Genomic DNA, 26,206 nt, shown 5'->3' with positions numbered 1-26,206 from the left:
CATCGCATCGCTTTATTGATGCACATCAACCCTATCTCAGATCACGCTGTGCCAGGGCAGTTTTGCGCTAGCCCGCCAGTATACGACGTCTATAATTCGAGGCGACCTGATTAGCCAAGGTGGCCGATAACACCAGCCATTTTCCCTGACAGACCGCACTCCTCCTGGCACGACACTCCATCCTGCTCCGGTGTAACGCGGTACCCGACCACCCGGCTTGCCAAACATCAGTTCTTGATCAGTCAACGTTAATAAATGCCGTGATATGTGCTTCATCGCTGCTGCGGTTCCATAGCCGGCGATGGCCCTTGATGAGGAGAGAACCATGGGGATGTGGAAGCTTAAGCGTCGCGATTTCCTGAAGGGGCTGGGAATCACCGGCACCGGTGCCATGCTCAGCGGCAATGTCTGGGCACTCAACCGGCTCGAGCCGATTGGCGACACCCTGGCCACCGAGTATCCCTATCGCGGCTGGGAAGATCTCTACCGCAACGAGTGGGCCTGGGATAGTGTCGGCCACGCGGCCCACTGCATCAACTGCATGGGCAACTGCGCCTGGAACGTCTACGTGAAGGACGGCATCGTCATTCGCGAGGAGCAGATCGCCAAGTACCCCCAGGTGAACCCCAAGGTGCCCGACGCCAACCCGCGGGGCTGCCAGAAGGGCGCTATCCACTCCACCGCCATGTATGAGGCCGACCGCCTGCGCTACCCGCTCAAGCGGGCCGGCGAGCGTGGCGAGGGCAAGTGGCAGCGCATTTCCTGGGATCAGGCCACCGAAGAGGTCGCCGACAAGATCATCGATATCTTCGAGAAGTATGGTCCGGGCAAGCTCAAGACCCACCAGGGCTCGGGCAACCAGACCATGGTGCGTCAATCTGGACCAAGCCGCTTCGCCTCACTGGTCGGCGGTATCCAGCTGGATGGCTTTACCGTGGTGGGTGACCTGCTGACCGGCGCTCACCTCGCCTATGGCACCCCGCTGGAGAGCTTCACCTCCGACGCCTGGTTCGATGCCGACTATATCCTGATGGGCATGATCAACCCCAATGCCACGCGCATCCCCGATGCCCACTACCTCTGGGAGGCCAAGTACAACGGGGCACGCATCACCAGCACGGCACCGGACTACAACCCTAGCGCCATCCATACCGACCTGTGGATGCCGATCAATCAGGGCACCGACCCCTTCTTCGCGATGTCGCTGGCCAATGTCATCATCGAGGAAAATCTGTACAAGCCGGCCTTCATGAAGGAGCAAACCGACCTCCCGATGCTGGTGCGCGTGGACAATGGCAAGCTGCTGCGCGAGGCCGACCTGGTCGAGGGCGGTGATGAGGAGGTCTTCTACCACTGGGATCTGAACAGCGGCCAGGCGGTGAAGGCCAAGGGCTCCATGGGCAGCGCCGACAAGACCCTGCAGCTGGATGGCGTGGACCCGGCCATCGAAGGCGAGTTCGAGGTCGAGGGCATCGCGGTCACCACGGTGTTCGAGCAGGTCAAGCGCGAGGCGGCCAGGTTCACTCCCGAGTCCACCTTCGAGACCACCAATATTCACCCCGATGTCGTTCGCCAGGAGGCCCGCCACCTGGCCAAGGCACACAAGGCGATCGTCATGCTCGGCTATATCACGTCGAGCTACTCCAACTGCCTGTATACCTGCTGGAGCTATGCGTTGACCCTGGCCCTGACCGGCCATGGCGGGCGCACCGGCGGCCTGGACACCTCCTGGATCTCGTGGAATCACCCGCGCTGGACGGAGCTGGCCACCTTCGAGGGCAAGAAGTCGGCCCGTTACGAGCCGGGTGGCCTGGGCGAGTTCCTGCGCGGCGGCATGATGGAGGGCGCGCGCGAGCACTTCGACAATGCCAAGCTCAAGGAGCGGGTGGGCTTCGACCTCGACGACCTGGAGTCCATGATCAACGAGTCCATCGACGAGGGCTGGATGCCCTATCACGGCGAGATCAAGGGCATGATCTCGATCGCCGACAACACCTTCCGGCGCAACAAGTTCGCCGACCGCTATCGTGACGAGCACCTGCGCCAGGCCAGCGAACTCTACGTCAACATCAACGTGCGCATGGACTCCACCGCCGAGTGGGCCGACTACATCCTGCCGGCGGCCAGCCACTACGAGGCATGGGACCTGCGTACCCAGGGCTATCACCGCTTCTGCAACATCTTCACGCGTTCGGTGGAGCCGGTCGGCGAATCCAAGCCCGACTGGGACATCATGGCGCTGCTGACCAAGAAGATTCAGGAACGCGCCATCGCCCGGGGCATCGGCCCGATCCAGGATGGCGAGGTCACTCGCGACCTGCATACCATTCACGACGACTTCACCCGCAACGGCGAGCTCAGCACCGACCTCGCCGTCGCACGCTATATCGTCGAGAACTCACCGGAGTTCGGGGGCGTCACCCTGGAGGAGGCCGCCGAGCGGGGCTTCATCGTGATGAACGAGCATGCCGGCATCAACCAGCCGCTGCCCAAGGATGAGCCCTACAACCCCTTCGTCGCCCAGACCGAAGGCAAGAAGCCTTACGACACCCTGACCGGACGCGTCACCTTCTACTGTGACCATCCGCGTTTCATGAAGCTGAAGTCCAGCGTGCCCACCGCGCGCCTCTATGCCGGTCCCGAGGCGTCGAACTATCCGCTGCACTTCTATTCGCCCCACGCCCGCTGGGGGATCCACTCCAACTGGCGTAGCAACAAGTATCTGCTTCGCCTGCAGCGTGGGGAGCCCAATATCTACATCAACCCCAAGCTGGCAAAACAGCGTGGCATCAAGGATGGCGACACGGTTCGACTGTTCAACTCCACAGGCGAATTCTTTGCCCAAGCCAAGTTCTATCCCAGCATTCCGGAGCACTCGATCATGATGGAGCATGGTTGGGAGCCCCACCAGTACATCCATCGCAAGCCCATGAACAACTCCATGGCCACCTTCCTGCAGCCCCTCGAGCTGACTGGCGGCTGGGGACACCTGGGCTTCAAGTACGCACTCTGGAATGCCAACCAGCTGCTGCATGAATCGAGCTTCGATATCGAACTCGCCAAGGCCGAAGACATCGCTGATCCGCGGACCGTTTAAGAGGAGATTGTCATGGCTGTCAAACGCCAACTCAGCATGGTGCTGGACCTGAACAAGTGCATCGGCTGCCACACCTGCTCCGCGGCCTGCAAGCTGATGTGGACCAACCGCAACGGTCGCGAGTTCATGTACTGGAACAACGTGGAGTCCCAGCCGGGACTCGGCTACCCCCGGGACTACCAGAACATGGGCGGGGGCTTCGATGCCGATGGTGCCCTGCGCCTGGGCCGCCAGCCGAGCCAGGAGGACTATGGCATTCCCTGGGAGTACAACTATCAGGAAGCACTGATGACCGGCACCGATCCCTGGCTGCGCCCCCACGTCAAGCCGACCTGGGGTGCCAACTGGGATGAGGATCAGGGCGAGGGTGACTACCCCAACAGCTACTACTTCTATCTGCCGCGCCTGTGCAACCACTGCGCCAACCCGGCCTGCCTGGCGGCCTGCTCGCGCAATGCCATCTACAAGCGTCAGGAGGATGGCATCGTGCTGGTGGACCAGGAGCGCTGCCGTGGCTACCGCTACTGCGTCAACGCCTGCCCCTACAAGAAGGTCTACTTCAACGAGCAGATCTCCAAGTCAGAGAAGTGCATCTTCTGCTACCCGCGTATCGAGAAGGGGCTGCCGACTGCCTGCGCCCAACAGTGTGTCGGACGGATCCGCTGGATCGGTTATCGCGATGATGAGGATGGCCCCATCCATCAGCTGGTCGAGAAGCACAAGGTCGCGCTGCCACTGCATGCCGAGTGGGGCACTCAGCCCAATGTCTTCTACGTGCCACCCCTCTCCCCTTCCAGCTATGCGGCCGATGGCAGGGCTCTGGACGAGTCGCGCATTCCGCTCAGTTACCTGGAGAGCCTGTTCGGGCCACGCGTGGGCGAGGTACTCGACACCCTGCAGGCCGAGCGCCAGGCCAAGGCCGAGGGGCGCGAGAGTGAGCTGATGGACATCCTGATCGGCTACAAGCATGCCGAGATGTTCAAGCTGAGCTGAGACGAGGAGATCCCGTGAGCGCACCATCCCCTACCACACACGCAGACGAGGCAGCTCAGCTGGTTGCCGCGGAGACGCTTTACCGTCTGGCAGCCGCCCTGTTCGGCTACCCGTTGGCCGAGACCCAGCAAGCGCTCGAGAGCGGGCGCCTGCACGAGGCGCTGGCACCCGCCTGGCAGACCCTGACCGGTGAGCCCTGGCCGGAACTGCCGGCAAGCCCCGATCTGACTGCGCTGGAGCTCGGCTACATGAGCACCTTCGTGCACGGGCAGCGTGGCAAGCCACGGGTCCCGCTAGTGGCCAGCGCCTACCATGACCTGGTGGGCGGGCAGACGCCGGGCAACTTCCTGCTCAACGTGCAGGCCTTCTATCGGCATTTCGACCTGCAGCCCGCCCAGGGTGATGAGGGCCATGCCGACGAGCCGGACCACCTGGTGGCCATGCTCGAGTTCAGCGCCCTGCTGTGCCATCTCGAACACCAGGCGCTGCTCGCCGGGCGCGACACAGCCCCCTACCAGCGCGCACAACGTGACTTTATCGCCCGCTATCTGGGGCCGCTTCTGACGGCCATTCGGGAGCGCTTCAACGCCGAGAGGCTGCGTACACTCGACCCGACACTGGCGCACCTGATCGACGTACTGCCCCGCTGGGCGAGCAAACAGCAGGCGGCGCTGGCGTCGCGAGTCGGCCCCTGCCCACCGCCCCGCAGCGCCAGCGATCACTCTGACCACGAGATCAGCCCGCTGTGGGACTGACCCGACGGCACACACAAGGGCCTGTTCCCCTTGCGAGGAGATTTGCCATGACAACGCGTTTTCTTCTTAACAGCTCCATGGCGTGTGCCCTGGCGCTAACTTCGGCCGCCACCTGGGCCGACCATACCGAGATCAACCCCAATATCACCGAGATCAAGCCGGGCGATAGCGTTCAGGTGGCACGCCTGCCCGACAACATCTATCTGCGCACCGAGGATGACCCGGATGACATCATCTGGGATAGAATCCCGATGTATCGCACCGAGCTGTTCCCGGCACCACCGGTCCACCAGTCGGTCAAGCTGCGCTTCGACGAAGGCGCCAACCGCAGCAAGCACCTCCACTTTCAGGTCGCACGATCCAGCGAACGCTTCTATGTTCGGCTGCAGTGGAAGGATGATAGCCAGGATACCGACACCACCGTGGACAGCTTCCGCGACGGGGTGGCCATCCAGTACGCCATCGGCGATACCGACACCTCCTACATGATGGGATCCGGCCCCGAAAACCCCGTCAACATCTGGTACTGGCGTGCCGATGACACGAACCGGGTCGAGAATCTCGCCGCCGGTGGTTACCGCAGCACCACGACGCTCGACGACCAACACGTCACCGGGGCAGGCGCCTACTACCCCGATGCCATCGAGCAAGACAGCCTATGGCGGGTGGTGATGTCGCGGCCCCTTACGGCCGGTGGCGAGTATGATGTGAGCCTCGAGCGTGAGCAGGTTCCGATCGCCTTCGCCGTCTGGCAGGGTTCCGACAACGAGCGCGACGGCAACAAGCGCGTCACGCATACCTGGATCCTGCTGGATACCGGCCTGGAAGGCGCTTCCGACAGCTGAGGAGTTAGCGACGATGTCAGTTTCCCACTTTCCCTCCCACGACCCGCTGGCGCTGGCACCCGAAGATTGCGGCCGCGGTCATGCCTGCCAGTTCTGCCCGGATGAGGCGACCTGCCAGCTGGAGAAGGGGCATCACGAGAAGCAGCTGATCGAGTCGCGCCTGGCGCGGATCGGCCAGATCATCATGGTGATGGCCAACAAGGGGGGCGTGGGGAAGAGCACCGTCTCGGCCAACGTCGCCGCCGGCCTTGCCGCTCGTGGCTACCGCGTCGGCATCGCCGATGCCGATATCCACGGCCCCAACCAGAGCCGCTTCTTCGGCTTCGTCGGCGAGCGTGTGCGAATCGACAAGCGTGGCCTAGGTCCCCGTGCCTTTCGCACCGAGAGCATCGACCATCCCATCCAGGTCGGCTCCCTGGCCTTCATGATGGAGAGCGACGACACCCCCATCGTGTGGCGAGATGCCTACAAGCACGACTTCATGCACCACCTGATCGGCTCGTTCGACTGGGGTCCGCTGGACTTTCTGGTGATCGACATGCCGCCGGGCACCGGCAATGAGCTGATCACCCTGGCCGACATGCTCGAAGGGCATGACGTGGCGGCACTGCTGGCCACCACGCCTCAGGAGGTGGCGCTGATGGACAGCCTCAAGGCGGTACGCTTCTGCCAGGAGCGCGGCATGCCGCTGCTCGGTGTCGTGGAGAACATGGCGGGGGTGACCTGTCCCCACTGTGGGGGTGAGTTCCACCTTTTCCCGCGGAGTCACCTGGCCGCGGCACTGGCCGAGGTCGGCGTGGAATCCCTGGCGCAGATTCCCCTGTCCCCGGCCCTGGCCAGCGGCTCCGATGCCGGGCGCCCCATCGTGCTCGATGCCCCTCATGGCCCCGAGGCACGCGCCTTCATGCCCGCGGTGGAGGCGTGTATCGCACATGCCAGCGAGACCTTCGCCGCCGCCGCCGCCGACTCCCTGCAGGCGCTGAGCCAGCACCCGTCGATGTCTGATGAACAGTCGGGTGAACTGGAAGCGGCACTGGCAAGTGTGCCCGACGACCAGCGCGACGCCCTGCGTGCGGAGCTGGGCGCCCTGCTCGGCGCCGGATCTCTTCCAAACAACGACGACGCCTCCCGCTAGCCCCGGACGCTGCGCCACACCACTGACTCTGCGAGGACGCAACATCATGACCCAGGCCCGCCATGGCGATACTCCCCAGGCCGATCGCCGCCGCTTCTTCAGCCAGTTGCTCGACGGCGCCCGCTCCCGCACGCCCCAGCGTGCCCCCTGGCGCCGGGTGCCCGAGGTCGGTGCCGGTGACGGAGATGTGCTCTGGTCCGGCTGGGCCGGCAACGGCGAGGTCTTCGTGGTCGGCGACGAGGGAATGGTGCTGCGCTACACCGGCGCCCCCGATACCGCCGGGCAGCAGTGGGAACGCATGCGCGTGCCCACCAACCTGCCGCTGCACGGCCTCTGGGGGCCCAGCCCCGATTGCCTGATCGCGGTCGGCTGGATGGGAACCGTCCTGCACTTCGATGGTACCGAGTGGCACCAGCAGCGCGGTGGCATCGTCGACGACGAGGGGCGCTTCGCTCCCTGCAGCGAAAACACCCCGCTCTTCGCCATCGATGGCAACGCCGCAGGCGAGGCCTGGGCGGTGGGCGATGATGGCATGATCCTGCACTACGACGGCAGCGAGTGGCACCGGGAGGCGAGTCCGACACGCATCAACCTGCGTGCCGTGGCCTGTGCCCCCAACGGCACCGTCTACGCCGCCGGTGGCGAGGGGACGGTCCTTCAGCGCAACCGGGAAGGCCGCTGGCTGGCCCTCGACTGCCCCCTGAGCTCGGGGTTTCAAGCGATGGTGCTGCTGGGAGACGATGAACTGCTGCTGGGCGGCGGGCGCTACTTCGTCGACCAGGGGGGCTTTCGCGGGGAGCTGGTGCGCTACCGCCATGGCGAGTTCCAGGCACTGACCTTCGAGACGCCGATGCCGCGCCTGCGGGCGCTGAAGGCCTACAAGGAGGGCGTGCTGATCGTCGGCGACCAAGGCCATCTCTACTACTTCAAGGAGTTGCGCCTCGATCGCCTGGAGAGCAACAGTCACCACGACCTGATGGATATCATCACGCTACCCACCGGTGAGGCACTGGCGGTGGGTGACTTCGGCACCATCATGACCGCCGCTCCCGACTTCACCGCCGCCCTGGCGCCACCGCCGGCGGCAGCGCAACCGAGCCCCTGGACCGCCATGGCCTCCCCCACCGCCAATCAGCTGTGGGGCATCCACGAGGCCGGTGAGGGAACCTGCTACGCCTGCGGCGAGGCGGGCACCGTGCTGCGGCTCGACGCGGATGGCTGGCACGCCCTGCCCGCTCCCAGCGAGCTCGCGGTGCACTGTCTGTGGGACAGTGGCAAGGGGCTGTTTGCCGCAGGACAGCTCGGGCGCATCTACCGCTTCGATGGCAGTCACTGGCAGGTGCATTTCGATCTGCATCTCGACCTCACCATCCTCTCCCTGTGGGGCACCGGACCCGACTCGATCTACGCGGTCGGCGACGAAGGCTTGATCCTGCACTTCGACGGCCTGGGCTGGAAGCGCATGCCCAGCGGCACCCAGTCGGCGCTCTACAGCCTCCACGGCTGGGACGATCGGCACCTGCTGGCGGTCGGCGACTTCGGCCTGGTGTTGCGCTACAACGGCAAGGAGTGGGGCGAATTCAACGTCGGCACCGAGAACTTCCTGTATGGGGTCTGGGGACCGACGCTGGAGGATATCTACACCGTGGGCCTCTCCGGCACCCTGGCCCATTTCAACGGCCAGCGCTGGCAGCTTCAGCCGACCCGCCTGCGCGATGACCTGCTGGGAGTGGCCGGCTCCCCGGCCGCCGGCGCCTTTGCGGTGGGCACCCGAGGGCGGATCCTGCGCCTGGAGGAGGGCCAGTGGCTGACCGAGCCCAGCGGCAGTGATGTCGGCCTGCGCGCCATCTGTGCCACCCAGGATGGCGGCGTCTATGCCGTGGGCGATCGCGGCACGATCCTGCGCCGCGACCCCCAGGGCCATGATGCTTAGCCCTCTGGCCATTAAGATCACCGCCACTGACCCAGGGAGCACAGGGAGATAGCGGAGCAGCAGCGCCGGTCGCTTAGCGGTCGGCGCGGCTCAATCGCCAAACGGGGTCTCGATCAGCTGCTTCTTACCCCCGGCCTGCCCTCTACAGCAGCCACTCGATGGGCAGCCACGACATCACCTTTACACCGATACGACGCAGCAGACCGATATTGGGTTCGGTGCGGTGAATGATGTCCCGTTCGCCCGTTTGCTCGTGCCATATCAGATGGCCATCATCGGCCAGCTTGACGCGGTAGCTCTGCTCGGACACTCGATTATCGAAGGCGTCATCCATTGCCGTGGCCAGGGCTGGACTCTCGATCAAGAAACCGGTCTCGGTATTGAGGCGCGCCGAGCGGGGATCGAAGTTGAACGAGCCGATAAATACCCACTTCTCGTCGACGGCGAATGTCTTGGCGTGCAGGCTCGAGCCGGAGCTGCCAAAACGCCCGAAGGGGCTGCTATGCGTTATCATATCCATGGCGCCGCTGCGCTTCAGCTCGAAGAGCTCTACCCCGGCGTCGAGCAGATCCCGGCGACGCTTTGAATACCCGGCATGCACCGCGGCAACGTCTGTCGCTTCCAGGGAGTTGGTCAGCACCCTGACCTGGCCCCCCTGCTCTGCCAGACCCGCCAGCCACTCCGTGCCCTCCTTCATGGGCACAAAATAGGGGGACACCAGATCCAACTGACGCCCCGGCGCGCCGAGCAGATCACCGAGCCGACTGGTCAGAAGCTCCTGTTCCTGAGCCTCTCCCAGCCCCTTGGATGGGTCATCGCTTACCATCCAGGCAGTGGCCCACTCGAAGGCCAGATCCCCACGGACCAGCCCGTTCACCAGATCACTCGCCTCCAGTGCCGCCAGATAGCTCTGGGATCTTGGCAGGCGGCGCGCCTGCTCGGCATTGGCCACAACCCGAGCGAGGCCCTCCCTGCCGACGCTATCGATCAAGCGGCTCGCCGGGTAGGACGACCGACTGTTCCAGTAGCGGTCAAAGTCGTCGGAGACGTCTTGCACGACCGGTCCGATCGCCATCACATCCAGGTCGGAGAACAACACTCCTCGGGTGGCACCGAAGTACTCGTCACCGACGTTTCGCCCACCGATGATGGTGATCTGGTTATCGATGGTGAATGTCTTGTTGTGCATGCGCCGATTGGCACGGGAGAAATCGGTCACATAACCGATGGCGCGGGGCGAGCGCACCACGAAAGGGTTGAAGAGGCGTACCTCGATCCCTGGGTGGGCATCCAGGGCGGCTAGGGTCTCGTCCAGTCCCACCGTATTATTATCATCAAGCAGCAACCTGACCCTGACACCGCGATCGGCGGCGCGTCGCACGGCATCGAACAGCAGGCTGCCCGAGGTATCGTTGTGCCAGATGTAGTACTGCAGGTCGAGGGTCTGCTCGGCGGCCTCTGCCAGCAGCACTCTGGCGGCAAACGCCTCGTGAGCATCACCCAGCGGATAGATACCGCTACGCTCGGGGTGTCGATCCAGCCGATCGCGGACCAGCTCGCCCAGGGTGGTATCCCGCGCCTGCTCGAGGGGCAGTGCCCGGGTCATGCTGCGCCCCTGCAGCGTGGGCAGGGTACAGCCACCCAGCAGCAGGCCGAACATCAGGCTCAGCACCACTCCCCTGACGACTCGCCCCTCAGGCACCAGCGGCTTGCCAAGCGCCTCGAGGCTGACCGAGCCCCACGCTATCTGCTTCGACTTCCTGACCATGACCGACCCGCAGCAATAAAAATGTATAGGGGAGTAGAACATACCTCACCTCGCCATCGAGGCCTTCTATTCACTCCATGGCGTCCAAGGCTCTCCCCCAGCGCTTCCTTGATAAAACCATAAAGGACACTATCATATCTATAAATTAATAAAGAGAGAATAATTAGATACTATAATATCTAAAAAGGACTACCATGCGACTCACATTACTGACCGCCAGCGATGTCCAGCACGACCTGGCGGGAGCGGTTCGACAGCGTCGACGGGAGCTGAAGCTGTCGCGCGACGCTCTCGCCGAGCGCAGCGGCGTGCCGGCCCCCACGATCAAGCGGTTCGAGACGACCGGCCAGATTTCACTGCGTCAGTTTCTGCTGCTATGGCAAAGCGTGGATCGCCTGGAGCGTATAGCGGAGCTGACGGTGCTCAGGCCGAGCATGCCTGGCAGCATCGAGGAGGTGCTGCGTGACGAGTGACTTCAATCCTATCCGGCAGCTGGAGGTGCGCCGCCGCCTCAGCGATGGCCGTCAGGTGTTCGTCGGCCGCCTGGCCCAGAACAGGCAGGGTGTCTTCTTCCAGTACGACGAGGCCTACTGTCGCCAGCAGCACAGCTTGTCGCCGTTTCAGCTGCCCTTCGACACACGCCTGCACGCGGCCCCGCCATCGCCCCACAAGGGACTCCACGGCCTGTTCGCCGACTCACTGCCAGACGGCTGGGGCCTGATGCTGATGGACCGGTTGTTTCGTCAGCACGGCATTCCACCCCATGCCGTGACAGCCATGGACCGGCTGGCCTTCGTCGGCGAGCATGGCATGGGGGCACTCAGCTACCACCCAGCAACAGAACTTGTCGATGAGGACGAAGCCGATCACTGGAGCCGCCTGGGCGAGTTGGGTGAACAGGCTCGACGGCTCTTCGAGGGCCAGACCGACACGGTGTTCGCTGCCCTGGCCCAGGCTGGCAGCTCAGGCGGGGCACGCCCCAAGGTTCAGGTCTATCTGTCGCCGGGCACCATTGACCAGGCCAGCACCCGCCCTCGCCCGGAACTGGAGCCCTGGCTGGTCAAGTTCACCTCCAGCGCACTGGCGCTGGGGCATGAAGAAGGACTGTGCGAAGCGGCCTACTTGGCCCTGGCCAGGCGGGCCGGCATCGAAACACCGGACTGGCAGCTCATCACCCCTCCTGCGGGCTCTCCGGCACTGGCCTGGCTGGCGTTGCGGCGCTTCGACTGCAACCAGCAGGGGCGCTACCATATGAGCAGCGCCTGCGGCCTGCTGGACGCCGACTTCCGCCTGCCATCGCTCGACTACGCAGACCTCATCAAAGCCGGCCAGGTCCTCTGCGGTAGCCCCGCCGTCGGCAGGGCGCTGTTTCGACGAGCAATCTTCAACCTCTTCGCCTGCAACCAGGACGACCACAGCAAGAACTGGGCCTTTCTGCTGCAGAATGATGGCCAGTGGCGCCCCTCCCCCGGGTATGACCTGACCTTCAGCCCGGGCCCTTACGATGAACATGCCACCGCCTTTATGGGGCACGGCAAGAATCCGCCGCGAAAGGTCATTCAGGCCCTGGCCGACCAGGCCGGATTCACGCGCTGGAGCGAGGCCAGGCAGGTGATCGAGGAAGTGATGACGGCGGTCAGTGCATGGAATGAAGTGGCCAGGGCACTGGGTGTCAGTGCAGGTACGCGTCGGGAAATAGCGCAGCGGCTGGATTCCCTTCAGAAAACCCACCGCGGCCTCTGGGCCGAGTGACCTCCCGATGCCACCCCGGATACCAGGACGCCAGCCCCCCCTGTAAACGAGTTCAGGGGGCGGGCGTCTAGAGGATGACGTGGCACCCGAGGCTCCCGAGGCAGGCTAGGCTTCGGGCTTCTCGAAGACCCAGCCGGTACCCTCGCGGGAGTCCTTGAGGATGATGCCCAGGGCGGCGAGCTCGTCGCGAATCCCGTCGGCGGTGGCGAAGTCCTTGGCCTTCTTGGCCGCGGCGCGCTCGTCGATCTTCGCCTGAATCTCCGCTTCCGAGAGCGGCAGCTCACCGGCCCCCGCCTTGAGGAAGAGGGCCGGGTCCTGCTGCAGCAGCCCCAGGATGCCGCCCAGCCGCCTGAGCTCGGCGGCCAGGGCCGGCGCCTGGTCGGGGGCCTCCTTCTTCGCGCGGTTCAGCTCGCGGGCCAGGTCGAAGAGCACCGAGAGCGCCCCGGCGGTATTGAAGTCATCGTCCATCGCCGCGCTAAAGCGCTTGTCGAAGTCGCTATCCACCCCCTCGGTCAGGGCCTCAATGCTGGCAGCATCGATACCTTCGAATGAAACCCCTTCGAGAGAGTTATAAAACCGCTCCAGCGACTTGCGGGCATCGGCCAGGGATTCCGGCGCGTAGTTGATCGCGCTGCGATAGTGACTGGCCACCAGCAGGTAGCGCACCACCTCGGGGTCATGGTGCTCGAGCACCTCGCGGATGGTAAAGAAGTTGCCCAGCGACTTGGACATCTTCTCGTGGTTCACCCGCACCGCGCCGGCGTGCATCCAGGTGTTGACGAAGGGCTTGCCGTTGGCCGCCTCCGACTGGGCGATCTCGTTCTCGTGGTGCGGGAAGGTCAGGTCCGGCCCGCCACCATGAATATCGAAGGTCTCGCCCAGGCAGCACTTCGACATGGCCGAGCATTCGATATGCCAGCCGGGACGCCCCTCGCCCCAGGGCGAAGGCCAGCTCGCCTCGCCCGGCTTGGCCGCCTTCCAGAGCACGAAGTCGAGGGGGTCCTCCTTGTGCTCATCGACCTCGATGCGGGCACCGGAGCGCATCTCGTCCAGGTCACGGTTATTGAGCTTGCCGTAGCCCTCGAAGCGCCTCACCCGGTAGTAGACATCGCCATTGTTCGCGGCATAGGCGTAGCCCTTGGCCAGCAGGGTCTCGATCATGGCGATGATGTCGTCGATATGTCGAGTCGCCCGAGGCTCCTGATCCGGCGCCAGCACCCCGAGGCGCGCCTCGTCCTCGTGCATCGCCTCGATCATGCGCTCGGTCAGCGACGCAATGGTCTCGCCATTCTCGTCGGCCCGACGCAGGATCTTGTCATCGATATCGGTGACGTTGCGCACATAGGTCACGTCATATCCCCTATGACGCAGGTAGCGGGTAATGACGTCGAAGGCCACCATCACCCGGGCATGGCCCAGGTGGCAGTAGTCATAGACGGTCATGCCGCAGACATACATCCGCACCCTGCCCGGCTCGATCGGCGTGAAGGGCTCCTTGCGGCGTGTCAGCGTGTTGTAGATCTGCATATCGGTCATGCTCAGCCCTTGTTCTGCGCGTCTTTCTGCTGGGACTCTTGCTTCTGGGTCTCTTTCTTCAGGGTCTTGGCCCAGCTGTCCTTGAGGCTCACGGTGCGGTTGAACACCAGCTTGCCTTCGCCACAGGCATGGCGGTCGGCGCAGAAGTAGCCCACGCGCTCGAACTGGAAGCGACTCTCGGGCTCGACTCCGGCCAGGCTGGGCTCACCGATGGCCTGACACACCACCAGCGACTCGGGATTCAGATGCTCGAGGAAGTCGGCATCCTTGTCCTTGTCCGGCTGTTCCTCGAGGAACAGATTGTCGTAGAGGCGAACCTCCATGGGCACCCCATGCTCGGCGCTGACCCAGTGGATCACGCCCTTGACCTTGCGGCCTTCGGGGTTCTTGCCCAGGGTGTCGAAGTCCACCGAACAGCGCAGCTCGGTGATCTCGCCGACCTCATCCTTGACCACCTCGTCGCAGCGGATCACGTAGGAGTTGCGCAGCCGCACCTCCTTGCCCGGCGCCAGGCGGAAGAACTTCTTGGGTGGCTCCTCCATGAAGTCGTCCCGGTCGATATAGAGCTCGCGGGTAAAGGGCACCTTGCGCACGGGCATATCCTCCCGCGCCGGGTGGCCGGGTACCTCGTAGGTCTCCTCATGCCCCTCGGGCACATTGGTCAGTACCACCTTGAGCGGCTTGAGTACCGCCATGGCGCGAGGCGCGTTGTCCTCGAGGTCCGAGCGGATGGCGTGATAGAGCATGGCGATCTCTACCAGGCCGCCATCGGCCCGGGTCACACCGATCATTTCGCAGAACTTGCGAATCGAGGCCGGGGTATAGCCGCGGCGACGCAGCCCGGAGATGGTCGGCAGCCGTGGGTCGTCCCAGCCATCGACGATCCCCTCATCCACCAGCAGCTTGAGCTTGCGCTTGGAGGTCAGGGTATAGTTCAGGTTGAGTCGGGCAAACTCGATCTGGCGCGGCCTTGCCGGCACCGGCAGATTGTCAAGGAACCACTCGTAGAGCGGGCGGTGATCCTCGAACTCGAGGGTACAGACGGAGTGGGTGATTCCCTCGATGGCGTCGGACTGGCCATGGGTGAAGTCGTAGGAGGGGTAGATCTTCCACGTGTCGCCGGTCTGGTGGTGGCTGGCATGGCGAATACGGTAGAGGATCGGGTCACGCAGGTTGATATTGGGCGAGGCCATGTCGATCTTCGCGCGCAGCACCTTCTCCCCCTCGGCGAACTCGCCCTCGCGCATGCGCTCGAGCAGGTCGAGGTTCTCCTCGGGGCTGCGCTCGCGATAGGGGCTGGGGCGACCCGGTTCGGTCAGGGTACCGCGATACTCGCGGATCTCGTCCGGTGAGAGGTCGTCGACATAGGCCTTGCCCTCACGCACCAGGTGCTGCGCCCAGGCATAGAGCTGGTCGAAGTAGTCAGAGGCGAAGCGCACGTTGCCCGCCCACTGGAAGCCCAGCCAGCTGACATCCGCCTTGATCGCGTCGATATAGGCCTGGTCCTCCTTGGCCGGGTTGGTGTCATCGAAACGCAGATGACAGTCACCACCGAACTGCTCGGCCAGGCCGAAGTTGAGACAGATCGACTTGGCGTGCCCGATATGCAGGAAACCATTGGGCTCCGGCGGGAAGCGGGTCACGATCTTGCCGTCGCGGCCGGCCTCGATCTCGTCACGTATCTGGTTGCGAATGAAGTTCGGCGCGCTGGTGGTGTCGGTGGTCATGGTTGGGAAAACAACCTCTGGTTGGGGTGCGGTCCGGGGGCCGTTGATGTGGCCTTCACTGCTCGGGGCTTTTCCGGCGACGAGCCTGCGAGGAGGCGCTGTGAACCCCTCCCTGGGCGCTACCGATGCCTTCCATGGCATAGGACCTCCTCTTCGGCTCATCCCCGGCGCCCCTCGCCGCGGCGATCCAAGCCATCATCAGGCTAGCTTCGCGCAGCGAGGCAAAACCGGTATTATAGCGCCACGCCCATGGGCAACGCCAAGGCAGCGCCCCTTTATTGCACAGGAACTTACGCATGATCGTACTGCAGACCACCTTCGGTGACATCCACGTCGAGCTCAACCACGAGAAGGCCCCCAAGACGGCCGCCAACTTCGAACAGTATGTGCGCGAAGGCTTCTATGACGGCACCCTCTTCCACCGGGTGATCGAGGGCTTCATGGTCCAGGGTGGTGGCTTCGACGAGAACTTCGACCAGAAGCCGACCCACGCCCCCATCGAGAACGAGGCCGACAACGGCCTGGCCAACGAGATCGGCACCCTGGCCATGGCGCGCACCCAGGATCCTCACTCCGCCACCGCCCAGTTCTTCATCAATGTCGCCGACAACACCTTCCTCAACCATAGCGGCAAGTCCATCCAGGGCTGGGGCTACTGCGTCTTCGGCCGTGTGGTCGACGGCATGGACGTGGTCGAGAAGATCAAGAGTGTCGAGACCACCCGCCGCGGCATGCACGCCGATGTGCCCGCCGAAGACGTGGTGATCAAGAAGGCCTACATCGAGGAGTAAGCCCTCCGTACTGCCCCCCCCAGCTGGCGCCCGCCCCGTGCGGGCGCCTTGCTCTCTGCCGCCAACCCGGGAACTCTCCATATGGCCACCCTGCTGATTTCCGACCTGCACCTGCACCCCGGCGCCCCCGAGATCACCGAGGGGTTTCTACGCTGGCTGGAGCAGCGCGCCCATGGCTCTCACGCCCTCTATATCCTCGGTGACTTCTTCGAGGCCTGGATCGGCGATGACCTGCTCGACCTGGTGGACATCGACCCCAGCGGCAATGCCGATCTCGCGGCCCGTATCGCCAGGGCACTGCGTCGCCTGGCCGACGACGGCACCGAGGTCTACCTGATGCATGGCAACCGTGACTTCCTGCTCGGTGAGCGCTTCGCGAGCGAAGCCGGCGCCACCCTGCTGGCGGACCCCAGCGTTGTCACCCTCGGCGGTAGCCCGGTACTGCTGATGCACGGTGACAGCCTGTGCACCCGTGACGAGGCCTATCAGGCCTTCCGCGCCCAGGCCCGAGATCCGCTATGGCAGGAGCAGGTGCTGTCGATGCCGATCCAGGAGCGCATCGCCCTGGCCAGGCAGCTTCGCGACCAGTCCGGAGAGGCCAACTCCAACAAGGCCGAGGACATCATGGACGTCACCCAGGACGAGGTCACCCGGGTCATGGCCGAACATGGCGTCACCACGCTGATCCACGGTCACACCCACCGCCCGGCAGTGCATGAGCTCGAGGTCGATGGACGGCCCGCCCGGCGCATCGTGCTGGGTGACTGGCAGCCAACCCTGGGTTGGGAGGTCGTGATCGAGGAAGAGGCCAGACCGGAACTCAGGGAGGTGGCCCTGTGAAAGGTGTCCCTGTCCCAAGAGTGACATCAGCACTGCCCCGCCTCGTCTCGAGGAACTGCTGAAGCCTCTCGAACGACATCGGGCGTGCCAGCAGGAACCCCTGGAACAGATCGCAGCCATGAGAGCGGACCAGTCGATATTGACTGTCGGTCTCGACACCCTCCGCCACGACCCTGAGCCCCAGGTGATGCGCCATGGAGATGATCCCCTGGGTGAGTGAAGCATCATTGGCGTTGCGATCGATCTCGCGAATGAAGCTGCGATCGATCTTGACGGTGTCGACCGGCAGATTTTTCAGATAACTCAGGCTCGAGAAGCCGGTTCCGAAGTCGTCGATCGCCACCTGAACCCCCATCTCTCGCAAGGCTCGCAGCGCCTCGATGGCGCTCTCCGTCTCGCTCATCAGGATGCCTTCGGTCAATTCGAGAGTCAGCAGACCGGCCGGCAGCCCGGTGGCCGATAGCGTGTCATCCAGAGTGGCGAGGAAATTGTCACGCTGAAACTGCAAGGGTGAGATATTCACCGACACACCGAACGTTGTCATGCCCTGACGGCGAAGCCTCACCATGTCCTCGCAGGCACGCATCAGCACCCAGCGACTGATGGAGATAATCTGGCCCGTCTGCTCGGCGATGGGAATAAATGTCGCCGGCGAGATATCACCCCGCCGGTGATTCGGCCAGCGCAGCAACGCCTCCAGGCCAACCACTTCGCCATTGCGATCGAACAGCGGTTGGTAGTGGAGCTCGAAGGACTCCGTATCGATCGCCTCCTGGAGCTCGTTACGCAAGGCGACGCGTTCGCTCACCCGCTTGGTAATCTCGGGAGTAAACCACTGATAGGTATTGCGCCCCTGCTGCTTGGCGCGATACATGGCCATATCGGCCTGCTGAATCAGCTCCATCGGACGCGTCTGGCTATCGACGTTGACGGCGATACCGATACTGGCCGTCAAGTGCAGTTCGTGCTCCTCGATACGGTAGGGCCGTGCGACGAGATCAAGCAGCCGTTCGGCCACCTCCATCGCCCACACCTCATCACAGGGGTCATTGAGAAGCAGCACGAACTCATCGCCGCCGAAGCGCACCAGGGTGTCCTCGCGACGCACCACCTCTCCCAGCCGTGCGGCGAGCCTCTGCAGCAGCTGGTCACCGATGGCATGACCGAGACTATCGTTGATCGGTTTGAAGCCATCGAGATCGATGAACAGCACACATAACCATTTGCCCTCACGGTTCGCCAGCGCCAGGTCATGAGGAAGTCGCTCCTCCAGAACCACACGGTTCGCCAGGCCGGTCAGCACATCGTGGCTGGCGTGATAGGCCAGTTGCCCTTCGTACGCCTTGCGTTCGGAGACATCGTGCTGGATCCCTACAAAGTGAGTCACCTGCCCGCACCGATCACGAATCGGCGAGATATACAGCTCATTCCAGAAGATGGCACCATCCTTGCGATAGTTGCACAGCGTCACATGGACCTCCTGCTGCCTCGACAGCCGTTCACGCAGCTGAAGAACCGCCTGAGGATCGGTATCCGGGCCCTGCAGCAGGCGACAGTTACGCCCCAGCACTTCCTCACGTTGATACCCGGTCATGGTCTCGAACGCCCTGTTGACATAGGTGATCGGCATATCGGGCCTGAGGGCATCCACGATCACCAGGCCGTTGACACTCACCTCGACGCCCTGCTCGAGGATTCGCAGGCGCATCTCGTTGTGTCGACGCTGGGTGATATCCTTGGCGATACCGAAAACACCACGGATACTCCCGTCCACCATGATTGGCAGATTGGTGATATCCAGCTGTCGCGCTTCCCCACTCCTGCCGACCACTTCCAGCTGATAGCGCTGCGCCTCGCCCCTCAGTACCTGCTCAAAATGTGACTGAGTCGTTGCCACCTCATGAGGCTGCACGAAGCGCGAGTAGTGGACTCCCACGATCTCGTGGAGCCGAAAGCCCGTCACCTCCTCGCAGCTGGCATTGGCACTGCTGAAGTAGCCCTCCATATCCAGGGAGTACACGGCATCAGGGTTGTAGGCGAAGAGCGAGCGATAGCGCTGTTCGCTTTCGCTTAACGAACGGCGATCATGATCCCGCTCGATGGCCAGGGCGACGATATCGACCGCCTGACGGACAAGCTCCAGCTCATGCGTTGTGGGACGCATCGGCTCGCGTGAATAGACCCCGAACGTACCGAGCATCCGGCCGTCGCTGGCGATGATGGGATACGACCAGCAGGCAAGCAGTGAGTGCTCTCTCACCAGCGTCTGATAGCCCTGCCAGGCGGGGTCACTGGGGAGGTCATCACATACCACCAGCTTGCGAGAATAGGCGGCACTCCCACAGGCCCCCACACCCGGCGCGATGGGAATAGTGGCCACCGCGTCGCGGTACGCCGCCGGCAGGCGCCGTCCTGCGGCCAGTTCAAGACGGCTCCCGGCCCGATCGGCCAACATGATGGAACAGAGTCGCTGCGGAAGCTGCTCTTCCAGCATTTCGCAGACCGCTTCCAGCGGGGCGTCGAGAGGCGACTCTTCGGCGATAAGAGCGTGAATGGCCTGCTGACGAAGCAGGTATTGCCGCGAGTGATCGAGCTCCCGAGTACGCGAGGCGTTGAGCCTTACCAGGCCCAGGCTCAGCGTCAACAGAAAGCTGAGAAGCAGTCCCCCCAGGCCGACAAACGCCGGCAATCCCAACGCCATTGGCCATAGCGATGCCCTGGCCGAGTGGATATCGACGCCAAGCCTGACGCCACCCGGCAGCCCTATGCTGCGCGACAGCATGCGAGGGGTCTCCGCCACGGGGCGGGCTACCATCCCGGGTGCCGCGACCCTCAGTAGCGCCCGCTCATCATGACGCAGCGCCTCGCCACCCTGATACAGCGCCACCTGAAACGCAGGAAGCGGCACATGCAGTTCGCTCTTCAGCAACTTGCCCAGGTCAATCAAGGCAAGCAATCGATAATCATGGCGGGGTATCCCGACGACGATCAGCGCCTGATTCGGGTGATCGATATCGGGTAACAACATGGCGGCGTGAGTAAAGAGTGACCCCTCCCAGTCATCGGCGAGTGGTCGGCTGGCCTGCCGCCTGAGCCACTGCCTGGCCTCGGCATCGCGCCCACGAAGCCATCGCCAGCGCCCATCATGGGCCATGACCCCAAGAGCCTCCAGGCTCGGCAAGTCGCGCAAATAGTGAATTTGATCGTCACGCGAGACCCTGCCCCCCGAACCATGGGGCGTGGCGTTCAAGCGCTCGGCCATGCGCCTGAGCGACTGCAGACGGATATTCACGGCCCGCTCGGCATCGAGACGAATCGTCTCGAAGATCAGCTCGGCACGCCCCGTCTCGCGCACCACCTGTTGCCAGTTAAGTAGATACCAGGCCGCACTGCTGACGGCCACTCCCAGCAGGCAGGCGCAGAGCGTCTTGCGTCCGATAAGGGGCCTGTCATGCCCGCACCGATAGCCGGCAACCAGCATCGCGGCGCCGAGCAGCAGGGTGAACAGTGCCAGGACTTCGGAGGAGGCATCGCGCACAGCGCGCCCGAGGTCGCTGCCAACGACCAAGACCCACAGTGACAAGGCGCTAACACTCAGCAGCAGCACACCGACGAGTCGCCACAACCTGCCGAGCCATGGTGACCCACTGCCCAGCAGCAGGCACGGTGCCACAACCAGCAGCAGAAGCGCTTCCAGCGAGCCTAGACCGACCCCCCTCTGCAACCAGCGAATATCCGGCATGGACGACTCGTCCAGGCCACCCTGCACCAGGGTATTCAGGGCCAGCCCAGCCAGGGTGATGCCAGCCATGATGCGCGGGCCGGGTTGACGAAGCCAAATCCCCACCAGGCCGACGCCAGTGGCCAATGCAACGAAGGCACTATCCACGGCGAGCAACACCGGCCCCGACAGTTGAAGGGAGTTCGTCGCCAGCGCCACGCCTCCCATCAGCATGAAGGTGACGGAAACCACCATCAACCAGGTATCGGAGGCGATCGAGATTGTCTTGAGCTGCATGCGTCGAGGGCTCTTGGAATCAGTATGGCGATATCACAACAAGAGAGCCCCCGGCGAGGCAACGGCTCACAGGGGGCTGACCAGCGGCATTGATCGAATGGCGTTAACGCTTGATCTCGGCCTCGCTGCGCAGGTGCTCGATCAGACCCTGGATCGCGGCCTGAGCGCGCAGCCGCTCGGCCATCGAGGCGACAAAACGCTCGACCTGCTCATCGACCTCACCCTCGCCCACCGACTCCAGGGCGATGATCACGGCACGATCACCATCGACCACCTGACCATACACGGGAGATTCTCCCTCGGGTGCCGGCAGCCGGAAGGCAGCATTGACCACCGCCGGGGAGACTCCCCGAGACTCCTGGCGACTGACCTCCTCGACCCGCTGCCAGTCGAGCGCCACGGACTCACCGTCGCCAAGGGAATCGACAAGCTGAACCGCTCTAGCCCGCAGCGCCTCCCGACGCTGCTCTGCCGTGACCTGGGCGGCGACCTCGTCGCGCACCTCATCCAGCGGCAGCGTGGTCGCCTCGCGATGCTCGGTGACACGCAGCACCAGACGACGATCGCTATCCAACTCGATCACCTCGCTGTTATAGCCTTCCTCGAGCACATCGTCGCTGAACGCCTGGGCCATGACTCCCGGTTCAGAGAGCACCCCCTCGCGAGTATCACGCGAAACCCAGTCGCTGGAGTGAAGCGCGAGTCCCAGATCATCGGCGACACTCTGCAGATCATCGGCGGCGAAGCTCTCGTCGATCAGCTGCTGCACCTTCTCATTGAACTCCCCCGAGACCCTGTCCAGCGCCACCTGGCGGTGCAGGTCACCCCGCATTGACTCGAACGACTCACGCTCAAGCCCGGTCACGGTCAACAGGTGCAGGCCATTGTCGGTCTCGACGACCTCCGATACGCCACCCTCATCGAGTGAGAAGGCGGCCTCGTCGAAGGCGTCACCGAAGAAGCCGCGGCTGACCACACCCAGGTCGCCACCCTGTTCCGCGGAGACCGTGTCATCGGAGACCTGGGCGGCCAGGTCGGCGAAGGATTCGCCATCGGCGAGGCGCGCCTGTACCTCTTCGAGCTTGGCCACCGCCTCTTCACGGCTGCGCTGCTCACCAAAGGTCACCATGATATGGGAGAGCCGGCGATCGGCATCGGCCGTCTGTTCACGCCAGGCATCACGCAGTGTCTGCTCGTCGATCTCCATCTCATCGGCCATGGTCTGGCGGTCGATCACCACATAGTTCAGACGCACCTGCTCGGGGCGGCGGAAACGCGCCTTATGCTGAGCGTAGTACGCCTCGATGGCCTCATCCGAAGGAGAAAGCTCCTCTTCGAGGTCGTCGGGCCCCAGGGCGGCATATCGGAAGGTACGCGTCTGGCGCTGCAGCTCGGCCAGGCGTTCCTGCTCGCCGGGCAGGCTGAAGTCGCTGAACGCCAACCCCTGCTGCAGCTGCTGCTGCTTCATGTCGCCACGCAGCTGTTGGCGAAAGCCCAGCGGCGTGTAGCCGGCGCTGGCCAGGCGGTTGCGGAACAGCTCCTGGTCGAACCGGCCTTCCTGGTCCTGGAATTCGGGGAGTGACACGATGATCTGGTCGAGCTGCTCCTCTGAAAGGTGCATCCCGCCCTCCTCGACATACTGACTCAACACCCGGGTCGTGATCAGCTCGTCGAGCATCTGACTGCGCAGCGCCCGCTCCTGCTCCGGCGGCACCTGGCCGCTGCGAATGGCCCGTTGCACCGAGAGCTCTAGCTCCTGACGCATGATGGGCTCACCGTTGACCTCGGCGACCTCGTCGCCGCTATTGCCGAACAGGCCCACCAGTGAATCCACACCGAACATCGCCATGGTCACGACCACTGCCCCGATGATGATCTTGGCTCCCCAGCTTCGGGAGCGGTCTCGAATACTTTGCAGCATGCAGGCCTCGGAAGTGTTGCCTCAAGAGAAATACTGGGAAAGGGTGGAGTCTATAACGAGGACAGGCGCACCGCCGAGGGCGATGCGCCTGTATCAATCAACCATCAACGGCGAACCATCAGCGGCGCAAGCTGCGCGACTCCAGCTCGGCGACAGTTAGTTGACGGAATCCTTCAACGCCTTGCCGGCCTTGAAGCCGGGAACCTTGGCCGCCTTGATCTCGATCGGCTGACCAGTCTGGGGGTTACGACCGGTACGCGCTGCACGCTCCTTCACATGGAAGGTCCCGAAGCCGACCAGAGAGACGCTGTCGCCCTTCTTCAGGCTTTCCGTCACGGAATCCACCATGGCATCCAGGGCACGCGCGGCGGAAGCCTTGGGAATATCGGCAGACGCGGCGATGGCTTCGATCAGCTCAGACTTGTTCACACTTCACCCCTTGACTTTTTCGGAAATTGGCCCTAATCGAACCGGCTTTGCAATTGACAAGCACGATCACAGCATAGGCCAATTTATAGCAATGCGGGGAAAGTGCTGTCAAGCAACATTCAAGGCAGAGCCCCACCATACAAGGCTTTAGACAGAGTAATGGTGGGAAAATCGACCTTAATGCGTACTGATCATTGACTGCGCTGACGAGGTTTCTTCTGAATGAGAATCCTCTTTGGGCTCTTCATCCTTTTTTACTAATGCAACCTCGAGCACCTCATCGATCCAGCGCACCGGTATGATATCGAGAGCCTCCTTGATATTCTCCGGCACCTCCTTGAGGTCCCGGCGGTTCTCCTCGGGCACCAGCACGGTCTTTATACCACCACGCCTGGCGGCCAGCAATTTCTCCTTCAGACCACCGATCGGCATCACTTCACCACGCAGGTTGACCTCACCGGTCATCGCCACGTCACAGCGCACCGGGCGCCCAGTATAGGCCGAGACCATGGCGGTCACCATGCCGATGCCGGCACTGGGACCATCCTTGGGGGTCGCCCCCTCAGGCACATGGATATGCAGGTCTTCCTTTTCGAAGCGATCGGGGTCGACCCCCAGGGAGAGGGCACGCGCGCGCACCACGGTGTGGGCGGCACTCACCGACTCCTTCATCACATCACCCAGCGAGCCAGTTTTGTTGATGCGTCCCTTGCCAGGGGTCACCACCGACTCGATATTAAGCAGCTCGCCCCCGACCGATGTCCAGGCCAGGCCGGTCACGCGGCCCACCTGATTCTCCTGGTCGGCCAGCCCGTAGCTGTAACGGCGCACCCCAGCATACTCCTCGATATCCGTGGCGGCCAGCAGCATCGGGGCCTGAGCGCCCTCCTCGCTCTCCTTCTCGATACGCACCCGCAGCACCTTGCGGCAGACCTTGGCGACCTGACGCTCGAGCTCACGCACCCCGGCCTCGCGGCTGTAGTAGCGGATCAGCTCGAGCAGCGACTCATCGGAGAAGGCCAGCTCGTCCTCCTTGAAACCGTTGGCCTTGAGCTGCTTGGGCACCAGATAGCGCTTGGCAATCGCGAGTTTTTCGTCCTCGGTGTAGCCGGGCAGACGAATCACCTCCATGCGATCGAGCAGCGGCCCGGGAATGTTCATGGAGTTGGCGGTACAGATGAACAGCGTCTCTGAGAGGTCGTAATCCAGCTCCAGGTAGTGATCGCTGAAGGTGTCGTTCTGCTCCGGATCGAGCACCTCGAGCAGCGCCGAGGCGGGATCGCCACGATGGTCCATGCCGATCTTGTCGACCTCGTCGAGCAGGAACAGCGGATTCCTGACCCCGGCGCGGGACATGCGCTGGACGATCTTGCCTGGCAGTGAGCCGATATAGGTCCGGCGGTGGCCGCGAATCTCGGACTCGTCACGCACCCCGCCCAGCGCCAGGCGCACATACTTGCGGTTGGTCGCCCGCGCGATGGACTTGCCCAGCGAGGTCTTGCCGACCCCCGGGGGGCCTACCAGACACAGCACCGGCCCCTTGAGCTTCTTGACCCGCTTGTGCACCGCCAGGTACTCGAGAATCCGCGCCTTGACCTCGTCAAGGCCATAGTGATCCTCGTCGAGCACCTTCTGGGCGTGGAGCAGGTCATGCTTGACCCGGGTCCGCTTCTTCCACGGCACCGACACCAGCCAGTCGAGATAGGAGCGCACCACGGTGGCCTCGGCGGAGTTGGGCGACATCATCTTCAGCTTGCCCAGCTCCTGGACGGCCTTGTCGCGTGCCTCCTTGGGCATGCCAGAGTCTTCGATGGCCTGCTCATACTTCTCGGCCTCGTTGGGCACGTTCTCGAGCTCGCCCATCTCCTTCTGGATGGCCTTCATCTGCTCGTTGAGATAGTACTCGCGCTGAGACTTCTCCATCTGCTCCTTGACCCGGGAGCGAATGCGCTTCTCGACCTGCAGCAGGTCGATCTCCGACTCGATCAGCGCCATCAGGTGCTCGATGCGATCGCGCACCCTGTCCATCTCAAGCAGCTGCTGCTTGTCATCAATCTTCAGCGACAGGTGCGCACAGATGGTATCCACCAGGCGGCTGGGGTCCTCGATGCCGGAGAGCGAGTTGAGCACCTCGTTGGGTACCTTCTTCGACATCTTGACGTACTGCTCGAACTGATTGAGCAGCACACGCACCAGAGCGTCCTGTTCACGCTCGGTAAGCGGCGTGCTCTCACGCAGCAACGCCTCGGCGCTGGTGTAGTCATCACCGTCATTCAGCTCGCCCACATCGGCCCGCGAGACTCCCTCGATCAGCACCTTGACGGTGCCGTCGGGCAGCTTGAGCAGCTGCATGATCTCCGCGACGGTACCGATGGCAAACAGATCATCGCGGTCGGGGTCGTCCTTGCTGGCCTCACGCTGGGCGACCAGCAATACCCGCTTGTCGGCACTCATGGCCGCATCGAGGGCCTGAATCGACTTCTCGCGACCCACGAACAGGGGAATGACCATCTGCGGGTAGACGACCACGTCCCGCAGCGGCAAAAGGGGCAGACTCAGGGTCTGATCAGCGTTCTGCTGCATCGCAGACGTACCTCAAGAAAAACGAAGGGATGCCCCGTGGAATGGGGGCGACCGGATAACATTGCAAGGCAGGAGGCGACACG

General features: G+C 63.4%; 17 protein-coding genes. 10 read left to right on the top strand and 7 right to left on the bottom strand.

Annotated features, from left to right (window positions below; all coding sequences use genetic code 11):
* The first annotated feature begins 331 nt into the window (after positions 1–331).
* Genes clrA through E0702_RS00165 form a run of 6 tightly spaced genes read left to right on the top strand, consistent with a single transcriptional unit; the run spans position 332 to position 8,758 of the window.
* Entirely contained in the window at positions 332–3,097 is a 2,766-nt protein-coding gene (clrA, locus tag E0702_RS00190; protein ID WP_132040949.1) for a chlorate reductase subunit alpha, read from the top strand.
* 12 nt (positions 3,098–3,109) lie between these two features.
* The gene (gene clrB / locus E0702_RS00185) at positions 3,110–4,090 is read left to right on the top strand and encodes a chlorate reductase subunit beta (protein ID WP_132040948.1); all 981 of its coding nucleotides are present in this window, start codon (positions 3,110–3,112) and stop codon (positions 4,088–4,090) included.
* 14 nt (positions 4,091–4,104) lie between these two features.
* Positions 4,105–4,845 carry a molecular chaperone TorD family protein gene (locus tag E0702_RS00180; RefSeq protein WP_165927454.1) on the top strand — a complete coding sequence of 247 codons (741 nt, stop codon included), beginning with the start codon at positions 4,105–4,107 and terminating at the stop codon, positions 4,843–4,845.
* A gap of 47 nt (positions 4,846–4,892) precedes the next feature.
* Positions 4,893–5,690: an ethylbenzene dehydrogenase-related protein gene (locus E0702_RS00175; protein WP_132040946.1), complete on the top strand. Its 798-nt coding sequence runs from the start codon at positions 4,893–4,895 to the stop codon at positions 5,688–5,690.
* A 13-nt stretch (positions 5,691–5,703) separates the two neighbouring features.
* Complete coding sequence (locus E0702_RS00170; protein WP_132040945.1) at positions 5,704–6,825, top strand: Mrp/NBP35 family ATP-binding protein; 1,122 nt, start codon at positions 5,704–5,706, stop codon at positions 6,823–6,825.
* Positions 6,826–6,871: 46 nt separating this feature from the next.
* Positions 6,872–8,758 (top strand): glycosyl hydrolase, encoded by a 1,887-nt coding sequence (locus tag E0702_RS00165; protein ID WP_132040944.1) that lies wholly within the window; start codon positions 6,872–6,874, stop codon positions 8,756–8,758.
* A gap of 142 nt (positions 8,759–8,900) precedes the next feature.
* Here E0702_RS00165 and E0702_RS00160 read toward each other — a convergent pair whose 3' ends face one another.
* Complete coding sequence (locus E0702_RS00160) at positions 8,901–10,526, bottom strand: phospholipase D family protein (protein ID WP_240721624.1); 1,626 nt, start codon at positions 10,524–10,526, stop codon at positions 8,901–8,903.
* A 194-nt stretch (positions 10,527–10,720) separates the two neighbouring features.
* Between E0702_RS00160 and E0702_RS00155 the strand changes: the two genes are divergently transcribed.
* Positions 10,721–10,999 carry a helix-turn-helix domain-containing protein gene (locus tag E0702_RS00155; protein WP_132040943.1) on the top strand — a complete coding sequence of 93 codons (279 nt, stop codon included), beginning with the start codon at positions 10,721–10,723 and terminating at the stop codon, positions 10,997–10,999.
* On the top strand, positions 10,989–12,278 hold the full coding sequence (locus E0702_RS00150) for a type II toxin-antitoxin system HipA family toxin (RefSeq protein ID WP_132040942.1): 1,290 nt from the start codon (positions 10,989–10,991) through the stop codon (positions 12,276–12,278). The genes E0702_RS00155 and E0702_RS00150 overlap by 11 nt, the downstream gene beginning before the upstream one ends.
* A gap of 105 nt (positions 12,279–12,383) precedes the next feature.
* Here E0702_RS00150 and cysS read toward each other — a convergent pair whose 3' ends face one another.
* Together cysS and E0702_RS00140 are read right to left on the bottom strand one after the other, a co-directional pair.
* The gene (cysS, locus tag E0702_RS00145) at positions 12,384–13,805 is read right to left on the bottom strand and encodes a cysteine--tRNA ligase (RefSeq protein ID WP_132041245.1); all 1,422 of its coding nucleotides are present in this window, start codon (positions 13,803–13,805) and stop codon (positions 12,384–12,386) included.
* Positions 13,806–13,816: 11 nt separating this feature from the next.
* A complete protein-coding gene (locus E0702_RS00140; protein WP_132040941.1) occupies positions 13,817–15,541 on the bottom strand; it encodes a glutamine--tRNA ligase/YqeY domain fusion protein in 1,725 nt (574 codons plus the stop codon).
* A 296-nt stretch (positions 15,542–15,837) separates the two neighbouring features.
* Between E0702_RS00140 and E0702_RS00135 the strand changes: the two genes are divergently transcribed.
* Both E0702_RS00135 and E0702_RS00130 read left to right on the top strand, forming a co-directional pair.
* On the top strand, positions 15,838–16,332 hold the full coding sequence (locus E0702_RS00135) for a peptidylprolyl isomerase (protein ID WP_132040940.1): 495 nt from the start codon (positions 15,838–15,840) through the stop codon (positions 16,330–16,332).
* An 81-nt stretch (positions 16,333–16,413) separates the two neighbouring features.
* Entirely contained in the window at positions 16,414–17,172 is a 759-nt protein-coding gene (locus E0702_RS00130) for a UDP-2,3-diacylglucosamine diphosphatase (protein WP_132040939.1), read from the top strand.
* On the opposite strand, the gene E0702_RS00125 is transcribed toward E0702_RS00130, so the two are convergent.
* The 4 genes from E0702_RS00125 to lon form a co-directional block, all read right to left on the bottom strand.
* On the bottom strand, positions 17,153–21,190 hold the full coding sequence (locus E0702_RS00125; RefSeq protein ID WP_240721623.1) for an EAL domain-containing protein: 4,038 nt from the start codon (positions 21,188–21,190) through the stop codon (positions 17,153–17,155). The two genes, E0702_RS00130 and E0702_RS00125, sit on opposite strands and share 20 nt — an antisense overlap.
* A gap of 103 nt (positions 21,191–21,293) precedes the next feature.
* A complete protein-coding gene (locus E0702_RS00120; RefSeq protein ID WP_132040938.1) occupies positions 21,294–23,111 on the bottom strand; it encodes a SurA N-terminal domain-containing protein in 1,818 nt (605 codons plus the stop codon).
* A 156-nt stretch (positions 23,112–23,267) separates the two neighbouring features.
* A complete protein-coding gene (locus E0702_RS00115) occupies positions 23,268–23,540 on the bottom strand; it encodes an HU family DNA-binding protein (protein WP_132040937.1) in 273 nt (90 codons plus the stop codon).
* 177 nt (positions 23,541–23,717) lie between these two features.
* A complete protein-coding gene (gene lon, locus E0702_RS00110) occupies positions 23,718–26,123 on the bottom strand; it encodes an endopeptidase La (RefSeq protein WP_132040936.1) in 2,406 nt (801 codons plus the stop codon).
* Positions 26,124–26,206: the final 83 nt, after the last annotated feature.

The organism is Halomonas marinisediminis (assembly GCF_004347715.1).
GTDB classification, from domain to species: Bacteria; Pseudomonadota; Gammaproteobacteria; order Pseudomonadales; family Halomonadaceae; genus Halomonas; species Halomonas icarae.
Note: the sequence above shows the minus strand (reverse complement) of the source record. Positions and strands in the feature narration are given on the sequence as shown.